This window comes from Candidatus Dormiibacterota bacterium (assembly GCA_035544955.1).
Taxonomy (GTDB): Bacteria; Chloroflexota; Dormibacteria; order CF-121; family CF-121; genus CF-13.
This window is the reverse complement of the sequence record DASZZN010000008.1, coordinates 28,399-40,399: the sequence shown is the minus strand read 5'-3', so window position 1 is coordinate 40,399 and position 12,001 is coordinate 28,399. Positions and strand designations below refer to the sequence as shown.

Annotated in this window: 13 protein-coding genes and 1 other annotated feature; of the genes, 9 read left to right on the top strand and 4 right to left on the bottom strand. The window is 65.1% G+C overall.

Features of this window, described 5'->3' with window-relative positions:
* The first annotated feature begins 143 nt into the window (after window positions 1–143).
* From VHK65_02285 to VHK65_02255, 7 genes are read left to right on the top strand one after another with little or no spacing between them, the layout of a single operon-like run.
* Window positions 144–1,349, top strand: coding sequence for an ABC transporter permease (locus tag VHK65_02285; protein HVS04979.1), 1,206 nt, complete (start codon window positions 144–146; stop codon window positions 1,347–1,349).
* 11 nt (window positions 1,350–1,360) lie between these two features.
* Window positions 1,361–2,092 carry an ABC transporter ATP-binding protein gene (locus VHK65_02280; protein ID HVS04978.1) on the top strand — a complete coding sequence of 244 codons (732 nt, stop codon included), beginning with the start codon at window positions 1,361–1,363 and terminating at the stop codon, window positions 2,090–2,092.
* An 11-nt stretch (window positions 2,093–2,103) separates the two neighbouring features.
* Window positions 2,104–3,228, top strand: coding sequence for a sensor histidine kinase (locus VHK65_02275; GenBank protein HVS04977.1), 1,125 nt, complete (start codon window positions 2,104–2,106; stop codon window positions 3,226–3,228).
* Window positions 3,225–3,830 carry a response regulator transcription factor gene (locus VHK65_02270; GenBank protein HVS04976.1) on the top strand — a complete coding sequence of 202 codons (606 nt, stop codon included), beginning with the start codon at window positions 3,225–3,227 and terminating at the stop codon, window positions 3,828–3,830. Before VHK65_02275 ends, VHK65_02270 begins: the two co-directional genes overlap by 4 nt.
* Before the next feature lie 22 nt (window positions 3,831–3,852).
* Window positions 3,853–4,179 carry a heavy metal-binding domain-containing protein gene (locus tag VHK65_02265; protein HVS04975.1) on the top strand — a complete coding sequence of 109 codons (327 nt, stop codon included), beginning with the start codon at window positions 3,853–3,855 and terminating at the stop codon, window positions 4,177–4,179.
* A 4-nt stretch (window positions 4,180–4,183) separates the two neighbouring features.
* Complete coding sequence (locus tag VHK65_02260) at window positions 4,184–4,504, top strand: hypothetical protein (GenBank protein ID HVS04974.1); 321 nt, start codon at window positions 4,184–4,186, stop codon at window positions 4,502–4,504.
* A 13-nt stretch (window positions 4,505–4,517) separates the two neighbouring features.
* On the top strand, window positions 4,518–5,333 hold the full coding sequence (locus tag VHK65_02255) for a C39 family peptidase (protein HVS04973.1): 816 nt from the start codon (window positions 4,518–4,520) through the stop codon (window positions 5,331–5,333).
* Here VHK65_02255 and VHK65_02250 read toward each other — a convergent pair.
* Genes VHK65_02250 through VHK65_02235 form a run of 4 tightly spaced genes read right to left on the bottom strand, consistent with a single transcriptional unit; the run spans window position 5,214 to window position 9,613 of the window.
* On the bottom strand, window positions 5,214–6,542 hold the full coding sequence (locus tag VHK65_02250) for an argininosuccinate synthase (protein HVS04972.1): 1,329 nt from the start codon (window positions 6,540–6,542) through the stop codon (window positions 5,214–5,216). The two genes, VHK65_02255 and VHK65_02250, sit on opposite strands and share 120 nt — an antisense overlap.
* Complete coding sequence (locus tag VHK65_02245) at window positions 6,542–7,024, bottom strand: arginine repressor (protein ID HVS04971.1); 483 nt, start codon at window positions 7,022–7,024, stop codon at window positions 6,542–6,544. The genes VHK65_02250 and VHK65_02245 overlap by 1 nt, the downstream gene beginning before the upstream one ends.
* On the bottom strand, window positions 7,011–8,411 hold the full coding sequence (argH, locus tag VHK65_02240) for an argininosuccinate lyase (GenBank protein ID HVS04970.1): 1,401 nt from the start codon (window positions 8,409–8,411) through the stop codon (window positions 7,011–7,013). The genes VHK65_02245 and argH overlap by 14 nt, the downstream gene beginning before the upstream one ends.
* Complete coding sequence (locus VHK65_02235; GenBank protein HVS04969.1) at window positions 8,369–9,613, bottom strand: argininosuccinate synthase; 1,245 nt, start codon at window positions 9,611–9,613, stop codon at window positions 8,369–8,371. The genes argH and VHK65_02235 overlap by 43 nt, the downstream gene beginning before the upstream one ends.
* Window positions 9,614–9,664: 51 nt before the next feature.
* On the opposite strand from VHK65_02235, the gene lysX reads away from it, so the two are divergent.
* Together lysX and lysS are read left to right on the top strand one after the other, a co-directional pair.
* Window positions 9,665–10,534: a lysine biosynthesis protein LysX gene (lysX, locus tag VHK65_02230; GenBank protein ID HVS04968.1), complete on the top strand. Its 870-nt coding sequence runs from the start codon at window positions 9,665–9,667 to the stop codon at window positions 10,532–10,534.
* Between the two features lie 45 nt (window positions 10,535–10,579).
* Window positions 10,580–10,840 (top strand) — a binding site (T-box leader).
* Window positions 10,841–10,870: 30 nt separating this feature from the next.
* On the top strand, window positions 10,871–11,998 hold the full coding sequence (lysS, locus tag VHK65_02225) for a homocitrate synthase (protein HVS04967.1): 1,128 nt from the start codon (window positions 10,871–10,873) through the stop codon (window positions 11,996–11,998).
* The last annotated feature ends 3 nt before the right edge of the window (window positions 11,999–12,001 follow it).

Below are 12,001 nucleotides of genomic sequence, written 5' to 3'. Positions count from 1 at the left end.
CCCTGCGACTGGTTTGAAAGACGGTGGGGCGCTACCGTCGTGACATGAAATCGCGCATGGTTCGGCATCAACCTGCCACATCTTTCGGACAGACTCGATCGGCAGTATCGATTCAATAGCCGGCCACAGAAGAGGAGGATCTCATGGAAATCATTCGAAATCTCACGCGGCGCAAGCTGCGCAACATCCTGACCATCAGCGGAATCGTGATCGGCGTGCTCGCCCTGGTCACGATGGGTGCGATGGCGGAGAAGTTCAACGCGCTGCTCTCCGGGGGCGCGACCTACTTTGGGTCCAACGTCCAGGTCGCAGACAGCTCCAGCGGCGCGGTCGGCGGCTTCGGCGGCGGCCTGCTCACGCTCGACCGGGTTGCGGCGCTGGAAAAAGTTGACGGAGTCGCCGCGGCATTTCCGGACGTGAGCGTGAGTGCCAAGCCGGGCAGCACGAACACCGTCTCATTCGGGATCCCGGACTATATCTCGAACCTAGATCCGCGAGCCAATGACTATAGCGCCTTCAAGCTCCACATCGCGCAGGGTCGCGACCTCAACCCGAACGCCACCGGCGAGGTGGTCTTGGGATCTGACTTCGCCACCGAGTTCAAAAAGAACGTCGGCAACACGATCGACCTCCCCATCCGGGCGAAGGACGCGCCGCCCGACTTCATCAACCATACCTTCAGCGTGGTCGGCGTCCTGGCGAAGACGCAGACCGCTCCCGACACCGGGGCGTATGTCAGCCTCGCCGATTCGCAGATGCTTCTGAAGGAAACGCTGCCGGCGAGCATCCGGAGCAGCATCGACACGACAAAGCTCGTCAATGGGGCAACCGTATACGGCAAGCCGGGCGTCGACCTCGATAAGCTCGCGGACAAAATCAACGCTGAAGTTCCCGGCGTCAAGGCCACCAAGCCGAGCGTGATTGTCGCCAGCTTCAACGCAGGCGGGGCGATCTTCACCGCCATCACCACCGGCGCGGCGCTGATCGCGCTCGTCGTCGGCGGCCTGTCCGTGATCAACACGATGCTGATGGCGGTCACCGAGCGTGTCCGTGAGATTGGGTTGAAGAAGGCCGTTGGCGCCAAGGTGGGACACATCCTCCGCGAGTACCTGCTCGAGGCGATCGTGATCGGCGGGATCGGCGGCGGCATCGGGCTGCTCCTCGGCTGGGGTCTGACCAGCTTGATCAACGCGGCGACGGCATCGGCCAATCTGACGCTCTTCCTGCTGACCTGGCGCCTCGTGATCGTGGCGATCCTGTTCTCGGTCGGACTGGGCGCCGCCGCCGGCATTATTCCTGCCCTTCGTGCCTCCCGGATGGATCCGGTGCGGGCGCTGCGGGCGGCGTAGGAGGCAACCATATGGGAACCATCGAACTTCACGAGCTGACCAAGCACTACAAGCAAGCTTCAACGACCGTCAAGGCGGTCGACGGGATTAGTTTGAGAATCGAATCCGGGGAGTTCATCTCCATCGTCGGCCGGTCGGGCAGCGGCAAAACGACGACGCTGGATTTGCTCGGTCTGCTGCTCCGACCCACCAGCGGCCAAGTCCTCCTCGACGGCGTCGATACCGGCAAGCTCCGCGATGGAGCCCGGGCCGACCTTCGCGGCAAGAAACTGGGTTTCATCTTCCAGGAGTTCAACCTGCTGCCAAGCCTGAACGCCATCCAGAATGTGATGCTGCCGCTGCGGTACCACAAGAACGGCAAGGACGGCAAGGCGCGGGCGGCGACGCTGCTGGAGGAGGTCGGGCTCAAGGACCGCATGCATCACCGGCCCGATCAGCTGTCAGGCGGCGAACAGCAGCGGGTCGCAATCGCCCGAGCGCTGATCAGCCGGCCGGAAATCGTTCTCGGCGATGAGCCCACCGGCGAGCTGGATAGTGAGACAAGCCAACAGCTCGTCGCCCTGATGCGGCGGATGAACCGGGAGCTCGGGTCGACCTTTATCCTCGTCACCCACGATATGGACATCGCCGCTCAGACCGATCGCGTCGTCCGGCTCAAGGATGGCAAGGTGCTGTCTGACGTGAAAGCGAACCCGGAGCAGCGGTTCCTGGGGACGGTCGACCTCCAGGGAGTGATCGCCTAGGCTGGGAGCGGATGGGTCTGAACGCTCGCGTAATCAAGCTGGGCCGCCTCTTCATGGTGGCCTGGCTTGCTTTTTACCTCTATCCGATCGGCGTGATCCTCAGCGGGCCCTTCAGTCCGGACGGCAAGGCGCTGGCGCTCGGGCTGCTCATCGCGAGCGGCGCGGTCTGGATCTGGTTCTGGACGCGCATCCTGGCAGGACCGGACCAGCGCTTTCGTGTGGTCGCGGTCGCCCTCAACGCCCTCTTCATCGGCAGCTTCACGCTGATGACGCCCGCGAAGTACGGCACGGTGGTGGTCTGCGTCGCCGTGATGGCGGGCGCAGCCTTCCGCTGGCGGGTGGCCGTACCCTTGATCGCTGTTGTCGCGCTGACCGGTGGGATCCTCGACGTCCTTCGCGGCGTTTCACCCTTACAGGCCAGCGGTGAGGTGCTCAACGACGCCATCGTTGGGCTCGCCGCCGTGGCCGGCCACCTATTACTGCAGGCCAACCGGCAACTCTCGCTCGCCCGCGAACAGATCGCCAGGCTGGCGGTGGGCGAGGAGCGCCTTCGGTTCGCAAGAGACCTGCACGACCTGCTCGGCCATAGCCTGTCCGTGATTGCGCTGAAGAGCGAGTTGGCGGGCCGGTTGATCAAGAACACGCCTGGTCTGGCAGCCCACGAAGTCGAAGACATCGAGAAGGTGGCACGCGAAGCGCTGCGCGAAGTTCGCGAGGCAGTCGCCGGGTATCGTCAGCCCACCCTTGCCGCGGAACTCGCGGGCGCTCACGAGGCCCTCACCGCCGCTGGAATTCAATATCACGTCGACCAGGACCATGCCCCGCTGCCGCCCGCCGTGGAGGCTGTTCTCGCCTGGACGGTGCGCGAAGGGGTGACGAACGTGATGCGGCACAGCCAGGCGACGCGTTGCTCGATCCGCATCACCAACCAAGACGGTCGTGCCACCGTCGAGGTGGTGGACGATGGCCGCGGCGGGACGCTACAGCCAGGCAGTGGATTGCGCGGACTTCGCGAGCGCGTGCTCGAGCGCGGCGGAACCCTCACCGCCGAGCCTTTGCCACACGAAGGATTTCGGCTCAGGGTCTCCCTTCCGTTGCCCGAGGTGGCTATCCCAGTCGACCGCGTGACCGCGTGATCCGTGTTCTGATCGCCGAGGATCAGGGCATGGTTCGTGGCGCACTCAAAGCACTGCTCGCGATGGAGGGCGACATCGAGATCGTGGCCGAGACCGATCGGGCGGACGAGGTGCTGCCGCTCGCGTTGCAGGCGCGGCCCGACGTGGCCCTGCTCGACATCGAGATGCCCGGCGGCGACGGCATCACGGCCGCGGGCCAATTGCGCAAGGAACTCCCTGCCTGCCGGACGCTGATTCTCACCACCTTCGGGCGCCCGGGCTTCCTGCGGCGCGCCATGGAGAGCGGCGCATCGGGATTCATGTTGAAGGACGCGCCGGCGCACGAGCTGGCGCTAGCGATCCGGCGGACGATGGCGGGCGAGCGCGTGGTCGACCCCGGATTGGCTGCAGCGGCGCTGAGCACGGGCATCAGCCCTCTGTCCGACCGTGAGCGCGAGGTGCTGGTGGCGGGCCGCAACGGCGCGGGCATCGCGGAGATCGCAAAGGCCCTGTTCTTGTCGGAGGGAACCGTGCGCAACTACCTATCGTCGGCGATCCAAAAACTCGAAGTCAGCAACCGCACCGAGGCGGCTCGAATCGCCGAGGACCTGGGATGGCTTTGACCATCACAAGAGGAGAGCGAAGATGATCGTCGTCACAACCGAGGAAGTCACTGGGCATCGGATCGTGGAAATGAAAGGGCAGGTGTTCGGACTCGTGGTGAGAAGTCGCGGGCTGGGCGGCAACATCATGGCCGGGCTGCGCTCGCTGGGTGGCGGCGAGATCGTCGAGTACACCGAGCTCCTCGAGGACGCCCGGCGGCATGCGGTGGACCGCATGGTCCAGAACGCGACTGCGATGGGGGCGAATGCGGTGATCCGGATGCAGTACGACTCGTCGGAGATCGGCAATACGATGAGCGAGATCGTCGCCTACGGGACGGCCGCCGTCATCGAGCCGCTCCAGAGCTGAGTCGATGCTGCGCAAGGCGATTCTCGCCTACGGCGTACTCGCCGTGGTTGGCGCGATCGCCCTTGCACTTGCCGGGGTCGTCGTAGGCCTCGTCTTTTACCTGTTCGTGAACGGCGCGGTTGTTGTCGCGGCGGTGCTTTTCGAGCGTGGGCGCTACCATCCGGCTGTCACCCCTGGCGGTTCCTGGCAAGAAACCGGGGAGCGTTTCGTCGATCCGACGACGGGACAGCTGATGAAGGTCAGGTACAATCCCCAGACTGGAGCTCGGGACTACGTACCAGTGAGCCCCCTCCCCGACCCTCCCCCTAAAGGGGGCGGGAGATAGAAACGAACAAGCAATGAGAACGCTGATCCTCTTCTTGGCGACGCTTGTGGTACTGGTGGCGGGCGCGCTCACCGTCGTCGCATCACCAACCTACAAGCTCTCGGCCGCCCGGCCGACCCCATCGCCCTTGTTCGTCGTCGGGAATCCGCCACCGACGCCGAGCCCAACGCCAGAGCCGACACCCACACCGACCGCGGCTCCGGTGCCAAATGGCACGGTCGCGTTCTACGTGCCGGTCTACAAGCAGTTGCGGAACCTGGACTGCGAAACAGCCGCGCTGCAAATGGCACTCGGCGCGCTCGGCATCAACTACACGCAAAACCAATTGATCGCGATGCAACCACCGCCCGACACCCGATCTCCGGTCATGGGAAGACTTGCGAATGGCCAGAAGGTCGTCGTTCAATGGGGCAACCCATACAAGAATTTCGTCGGCAACATCGACGGCGCCGACCTTATCCCGACGGGCTACGGGATCTACTATCCGCCTCTTCTGGCGCTCGTGCAGTCGCACGGCGTTCCGAACGCCGAGGGTGGTGAAGGCTGGACGGCCGCCAAGATTTACGCCGATCTCGCCGCCGGCCATCCGGTGATGGCCTGGACCGAGACAGGCTGGGACCGACCCTACGTTGGCTACTGGACGACGTTCGACGAGAAGATCAAGATTCGCTACTCGCTGATCGAGCACGTCGTGACGTTGAGCGGCGTGTCAGCGACGCAGGTCCGGGTCAACGACCCCTGGCACAGCGGCTCCCAGTACTGGTTCAGCAAGGCCGAGTTCGAGCGCTCCTGGGCCGACTTCAACAACATGGCGATCGTCTTCAAGTAGGGGCTCTGTGAGCGCGGTCCCCTGCACCTCGGCCTGAGTGCGGACAGGTAGGCCGACCAGCTTGATGAACCCGACCGCGGCCTGGTGATCGAACTGGTCGCCCGATGAGTAGGTGGCGAGCTGCGGGCGGTAGAGCGAGTAGGGCGACGACCGGCCGATCACCTGCACGCTTCCCTTGTGGAGCTTGACGCGGACCGTTCCTGTGACGGCGCTCTGGGTGCTCTCGACGTAGGCATTGAGGTCGCGCCGGTGGCTCGTAAACCACTTGCCCTGGTACACCATGCGCGCGTACTCCGCCGCGACTGAAGCCTTGAAGCGCGCGACCTCGGCATCGAGCACCATGTCTTCCAGCGCCCGGTGTGCCGCGTGGAGGATGACCGCCGCCGGCGCCTCGTAGATCTCTCGCGATTTGATCCCCACGAAGCGGTCCTCGATCATGTCGATCCGGCCGACCCCGTGGAGGCCTCCCAGCCGGTTCAATTCCTCGACCAAAGTCACGCCCCCGAGTTGGCGCCCATCGCGCGCTGTGGGAACGCCCTTCTCGAAGGTCAGCTCGATGACCGCCGAGCTGGCGGGGGCGGTGTCCACCGACGAGGTCCAGAGAAATGCGTCCTCGGGGGGTTTGAGGAGAGCATCCTCCAGGACCCCGGCCTCGATGGATCGCCCCCACAGATTCTCGTCCACACTGTACGGCGATTCGGGCTTGACCTCAATGGGGAGTTTGTGGGCGCGGGCGTAGGCGATCTCCTCCTCCCGAGTCATCGACATCCCGTCCCGCAGCGGCGCCAGCACCTTCAGATTCGGGTTGAGGGCTCCGACGGCCACATCGAAGCGGACCTGGTCGTTTCCCTTCCCGGTCGAACCGTGGCCCACCCAGGTCGCTCCCTCCCGGGCTGCCACCTCGACGAGGAGCTGGGCGATCAGCGGACGGCCAAGTGCGGTTGCCAGCGGGTACTGGCCCTGGTAGATCGCGTCCGCCTTCAGGGCCGGCCAGCAAAACCGGTCGATGAAGGGCTGCCGGGTGTCGAGGACGTACGCCTGGACCGCTCCGGCGGCAAGCGCCCGCTCGCGGATCGCCTTCAAGTTTGGCTGGCTGCCAAGGTCGACCGTCAGAGCGACCACGTCGAAGCCGCGGGTCTCCTGGAGCCATTTCACGGCCACGGTGGTGTCGAGGCCACCGGAGAAGGCGAGGACGATCTTCTCTGGCATCAGTCCTCTGGTTGAATGTAGGCGCCGAGGCCAGCCAGCCGCTGGGCGAGCCCGCCGTAGGCGCGTGGATGGAGCGCGAGGGCAACGAAGATCGTGTCATCGCCGGCGAGCGTCCCGATCACTTCCGGCCATGCGACCGCGTCCATGGCCGAGGCGATCGAATTCGCCGAGCCCGGCGTCGTGGTCAGGACGGCGATCCCCTGCCCTCGACGGACGGTCAGCGGCAGGTCGCGCAGCAAGCGGCGAAGCCGGTCCTCGCGACCAGCCGGCGAGGCCGCCCCCAGGCCGTCGTTTGGCTTGACATAGTGGCTCTCCGGCCCGCCAACGCGAACCAGCCCAAGCTCGGCGATGTCACGCGACACGGTTGCCTGCGTCGTGTGGATGCCGACGCGGCCGAGGCGTTCGACCAGTTCTTCCTGGGTCGCGATCTGGTGCTTGGCGATCAAGGAGAGGATTGCCTCCTGCCGCTTACGCTTTGACATGCGCGAGCGCCTCCTTCACGCGTGCCGGCGCCGTGCCTCCGAGAACGTCGCGCGAGTTGAGTGCGCCTTCGAGCGTCAGGTGGTCGATCGTGTCTGCAGCGAAGAGCGGCGAAAACTGCTGCAGCTCGGGAAGGGTGTAGTCCTCCAGACCGCGATGCGTGGCGATCGCGTCCGCCACCATCCTTCCCACGAGGTGATGCGCATCGCGAAACGGCATGCCTTTCCTGGACAGGTAATCGGCGAGCTCGGTCGCCAGCGTGTATCCCTGGAGCGCCGCCTTGCGCATCACGCCCGGGTCGAATTGCAGGCCCTGCACCAGGCGCGCGGTCACATTGAGACAGGCGATGGTCGTATCGACGCCGTCGAAGAGTGCCTCCTTGTCCTCTTGCAAGTCGCGGTTGTAGGCGAGCGGGAGGCCCTTGAGCACCATCAGGAGATTCACCAGGTCGCCGGCGACCCGCCCGCTCTTCGCGCGGACGAGTTCGGCGGCGCACGGGTTCTTTTTGTTCGGCATCATCGAGCTGCCGCTGGCGAGCGCGTCGGGCAACGCCGCGAAGGAGAATTCGACGCTGGTCCAGAGCACGATCTCCCCGCAAAGGCGGGAGAGATGGATCATCGCGATGCTGCACGCCGCCAGTAGCTCGAGAACGAAGTCGCGGTCGGCGACGGCATCGAGCGAGTTGGCACTGGCCATGCCGAAGCCGAGGTCATGGGCTAGCTCGGCGCGGTCGATGGGAAAACCGCTCCCGGCGAGCGCACCCGCGCCCAGCGGAGAGACGTCGGCCCGACCGAGCGCATCCGCGATCCGGCCGCCGTCCCGGTGGAGCATCTCGACGTAGGCGAGCAGATGGTGGGCGAGTAGAACGGGTTGCGCCCGCTGCGTGTGCGTGTAACCTGGCATCACGGTGTCGAGGTGTTCCTCGGCCCGGGCGATCAGCGCCGACTCGAGCCCAGCCAGCGCCTCCAGCAACTGGGCGCCGGCGGCCCTGACATACAGCCGCAGATCCAGGGTGACCTGGTCATTGCGGCTCCGGCCGGTGTGCAGCTTGCCGCCGAGCGGACCGAGCTTCTCCCGCAGGCGCTTCTCGACCGCCATGTGGATGTCTTCGCTTCCGGCCGACGGGGCGCCGGAGGCGAGCTCCGCCCCGATCTCCTGGAGCGCCAGGTCGATGCGCAGCTGTTCCTCCGGCGTCAGCACACCCGCGCGGACGAGCGCCTTCGCCCAGGCGCGGCTACCGGCGATGTCCTCGCGATAGAGCCGGCTGTCGACATCGAGCGATCGCGTGAACTCGTCGACCAGCGGATCCGGCTCTTCGCCAAATCGCCCACCCCACGGCTGTTTGCTCAGTGCGCGACCTTCGCGTTCCGCTTGGCCAGGATCTCCCACGGCAAGCCACCGATCTGCGCGGCCGGCCCGCACCACTGCTGGTTGAAGCTCCGGCTCTGCAATCCGCGGATCTCCGGAAAGAAGAGCGAGTTATTGCTCTGGCGCGACTCCAGGTCGATCGTGCCATGGAACAGGTTGGCCGTCACCGTGCCGTTGACGTTGGTCTGGGTGGTCGCGATGAAGGCGTCCAACGCTTCCTTCAGCGGGCTAAACCAGGCGCCGTGGTACACGAGGTGGGCCCACTTCTGGTCGACCCCGGCCTTGTAGTCGATTTCCTCCTTGGTGAGGGTGAACTGCTCCAGGTCGTGGTGCAGTTTCAGGAGGACGGCCGCCGCGGGCGCCTCGTAGAGCTCGCGCGACTTCAGGCCCATGATGCCGTCCTCGAAGATGTCGATCTTGCCGATGCCATGATTGCCGGCGATGACGTTGAGCTTCGCCACGATCTCCGGCAGGGGCATCCTGGTGCCGTCGAGGGCCACGGGGACGCCGCCTTCGAACGTGACCGAAACCTGCGTCGGCGTCGAGCTCGTTTGCGACGGCGTCTTCAGCCAGAGCCAGGCATGATCCGGAATCGGTTGGTTGAGTCCAACCGCACCGGAGGCCAAGCTGCGGCACCACAGCGTCTTGTCGTCGCCGCCCTGCATGACCTCGGTGATGGGGATCCCGAGCTCTTTGGACAGCTCCTCCTCTTCGCCCCGCGTCAGGTCGAAGTCGCGCACCGGCACGAGGACCTCGAGCTGCGGCGCGAAGAGCTTGAAAACGTTGTGCATCCGGTACTGGTCGTTGCCCTTGCCGCTGCTACCTTCCATGATGGCGTCGCAGCCGAGCTTGAGCGCCAGTAAGGCGATCTTCGAGGCAATCAGCTGGCGCGTCATTGACGTGGAGACCGGGTAGCCTTCGTAGCTGGAATTGGCCTGGATGGCCTTCGTCAGCCACAGGTCCGCAAACTCCTGCTTGGCGTCGATCACGATCGGCGTGATGCCCAGCACCTTGGCCTTCGAGATCGCGGCATCCATCTCATCCTGGCCCTGGCCCACGTCCACCGTGATCGCGAACAGCTCCTCGACCTGGTATTTCTCTTTCGCCAGGACCGCGCAAAGGGATGAGTCCAATCCTCCGGAGTAAGCGAGCGCGACCTTCTTGGCGGTCTTGACCGGCGTCGCGTCGACCTTCTCCAGTAACTTGCTCTTCAAAGCCAGCATGTTGTATAGCCTCCTGACCGGGTGTAGTCGCATAAGTATACGGAAACCTGTATGATTACGCAACAAACGATGATCGGCATCCTCTGCTCCCGTGTCCGCATCGAGGAGAAGGCGCTGTTCGCGGCGCTCCGCCAGCGCGCCATCCCCTTCGAGCGCCTCGACGAAGACCTCATCCAGTTCCCGATCGGCAGCCCCTTTCCGAACGCCCCGGACGTGGTCCTGGACCGCTCCATCCACCACGGGCGGTCGCTCTACGCGCTGACGCTGCTGCAAGCGGCCGGTGTGCCGACCGTCAACCGGCCACGGGTGGCACGGATCTGCGGCGACAAGATCCTCACCACTGCCGCCCTCGCGCGCGCCGGCTTGCCCATCCCAAGGACTGTCGTTGCCTTCACCCGGGAGGCCGCACTGGAAGCGATCGAGGCGATGGGGTACCCGGTCGTGCTGAAGCCGATGGTCGGCTCGTGGGGCCGGCTGCTGGCGAAGATCAACGACCGGGATGCCGCCGAGGCGGTGCTCGAGCACAAAGAGGTGCTTGGCTCCTACCAGCACGGCATTTTTTACATCCAGGAATACGTCAACAAACCCGATCGCGACATCCGGGCGATCGTGGTGGGGGAGCAGACGATCGGCGCCATTTACCGGAGCTCCGACCACTGGATCACCAACACGGCGCGCAACGGTATCGCCTCCCAGATGGAGGTCACCCCCGAGATCGATCAGCTCTGCCGCAAAGCGGCGGCCGCGGTCGGCGGTGGATTCCTCTCCGTCGACCTGCTCGAGCATCCGGACGGGCTGCTGGTCAACGAGCTCAACTACACACCCGAATTTCACGGCTTCATGGACGCGACCGGGATCCAGGTCGCGGATCACGTCATCGACTACTTGATAGAGGTTGCCGCAAAGCCTACGGCGGCTTGACACCTAGCGGCCTGACGGTTATGGTTGACACTTACAAGTTCATACGGAAAGGCGTCGATGAGGGCGAGTACGCGGACGCTGGGATTACAGAGAGTCTCCGGCAGCTGAGAAGGAGAATCCAGGGCACCGCCGAAAAAGGCCTCGGAGCCGCAGGTCGAACGGAGCAATCCGCAGTAGGCCTCGCCGGATGGCCCCCGTGATCGGGCTGGAGTCTTCAGGCAGCGGGCCGCGGACTCAAAGAGGTCGTTCTTGCGAGAGAGCGGCAAAGTCGGGTGGTACCACGAGAGAAGGCCTCTCGTCCCGGTGGACGAAGGCTTTTTATTTTTCGGAGGTGCCATGACCATTCAAGCGTTCAACATCATCGAGTCGACGCTTCGGGAAGGCGAGCAGTTCGCCCCGGCGCACTTCACTCGCTCGCAGAAGATCGCGATCGCGGACATGCTCGATGAGTTCGGGGTCGAGTATCTCGAGTTGACCTCGCCGTGCGCTTCGCCGCAGTCCGAGGCCGACCTGCGGACGGTCGCGGCGCTCCCGCTTCGGGCCAAGGTCTTGACCCACGTCCGCTGTCATCTGGATGACGCCCGGGTCGCCATCGATACCGGCGCGGACGGGATCGACGTGCTCTTCGGCACCTCGTCGGCCATGCGGGAGTTCTCGCATGGCAAGACGGTGGACCAGATCATCGAAGCCGGCACCGAGGTCGTCCAGTACATCCAGTCGCGGGGGCTGGAGGTGCGCTTCAGCAGCGAGGACTCCTTCCGCTCGGAGCCGCGCGACCTTTTGCGCGTCTACCAGGCGATCGACCGCCTGCACCCGCAGCGGGTGGGACTGGCCGACACTGTCGGGATCGCCACACCGAACCAAGTCTTCGAGATGGTCTCGATGGTGCGCAAAGCTGTCGACTGCGACATCGAGTTCCATGCCCACAACGACACCGGCTGCGCCATCGCCAACGCCTTTGCGGCGCTGGAGGCGGGCGCCACGCATATCGACACCACCGTGCTCGGGATCGGCGAACGCAACGGCATCGTGCCGCTGAGCGGCATGATCGCCCGCTTGCTCAGTGTGAAGCCCGAGCTGGTGGCGCACTACCGGCTCGAGATCCTGCCCCAGCTGGACCGGATGGTCGCCGACATGGTCGGGGTCGAGATCCCGTTCAACGCCGCCATCACCGGCGACACCGCCTTTCATCACAAGGCCGGGATGCACACCAACGCGGTGCTGAACGACCCCTCGAGCTACGAGATCTTCGATCCGGCGCGCTTCGGACGGGAGCGCACGGTGATGGCCGGCCATCGGTTGACCGGCCGCCACGCGATCGCCAGCCGGGCCACCGCGCTGGGGCTGACGCTGACGGACCACGAATTGCGGACGCTCACAAACGAGGTGAAGCGCCGCGCGGACGCGGGACCACTCAGCAACGACGAACTCGACGATCTGCTTCGGGGCTCGGTCCCGGCATAGGAG

What these genes read in the sequence shown, in the direction of transcription:
- VHK65_02285 (HVS04979.1), top strand. Translation starts at nt 144, where the DNA reads ATGGAAATCATTCGAAATCTCACGCGGCGCAAGCTGCGCAACATCCTG.
- VHK65_02280 (HVS04978.1), top strand. Translation starts at nt 1,361, where the DNA reads ATGGGAACCATCGAACTTCACGAGCTGACCAAGCACTACAAGCAAGCT.
- VHK65_02275 (HVS04977.1), top strand. Translation starts at nt 2,104, where the DNA reads ATGGGTCTGAACGCTCGCGTAATCAAGCTGGGCCGCCTCTTCATGGTG.
- VHK65_02265 (HVS04975.1), top strand. Translation starts at nt 3,853, where the DNA reads ATGATCGTCGTCACAACCGAGGAAGTCACTGGGCATCGGATCGTGGAA.
- VHK65_02260 (HVS04974.1), top strand. Translation starts at nt 4,184, where the DNA reads ATGCTGCGCAAGGCGATTCTCGCCTACGGCGTACTCGCCGTGGTTGGC.
- VHK65_02255 (HVS04973.1), top strand. Translation starts at nt 4,518, where the DNA reads ATGAGAACGCTGATCCTCTTCTTGGCGACGCTTGTGGTACTGGTGGCG.
- VHK65_02250 (HVS04972.1), bottom strand. Translation starts at nt 6,542, where the DNA reads ATGCCAGAGAAGATCGTCCTCGCCTTCTCCGGTGGCCTCGACACCACC.
- VHK65_02245 (HVS04971.1), bottom strand. Translation starts at nt 7,024, where the DNA reads ATGTCAAAGCGTAAGCGGCAGGAGGCAATCCTCTCCTTGATCGCCAAG.
- VHK65_02235 (HVS04969.1), bottom strand. Translation starts at nt 9,613, where the DNA reads ATGCTGGCTTTGAAGAGCAAGTTACTGGAGAAGGTCGACGCGACGCCG.
- lysX (HVS04968.1), top strand. Translation starts at nt 9,665, where the DNA reads ATGATTACGCAACAAACGATGATCGGCATCCTCTGCTCCCGTGTCCGC.
- lysS (HVS04967.1), top strand. Translation starts at nt 10,871, where the DNA reads ATGACCATTCAAGCGTTCAACATCATCGAGTCGACGCTTCGGGAAGGC.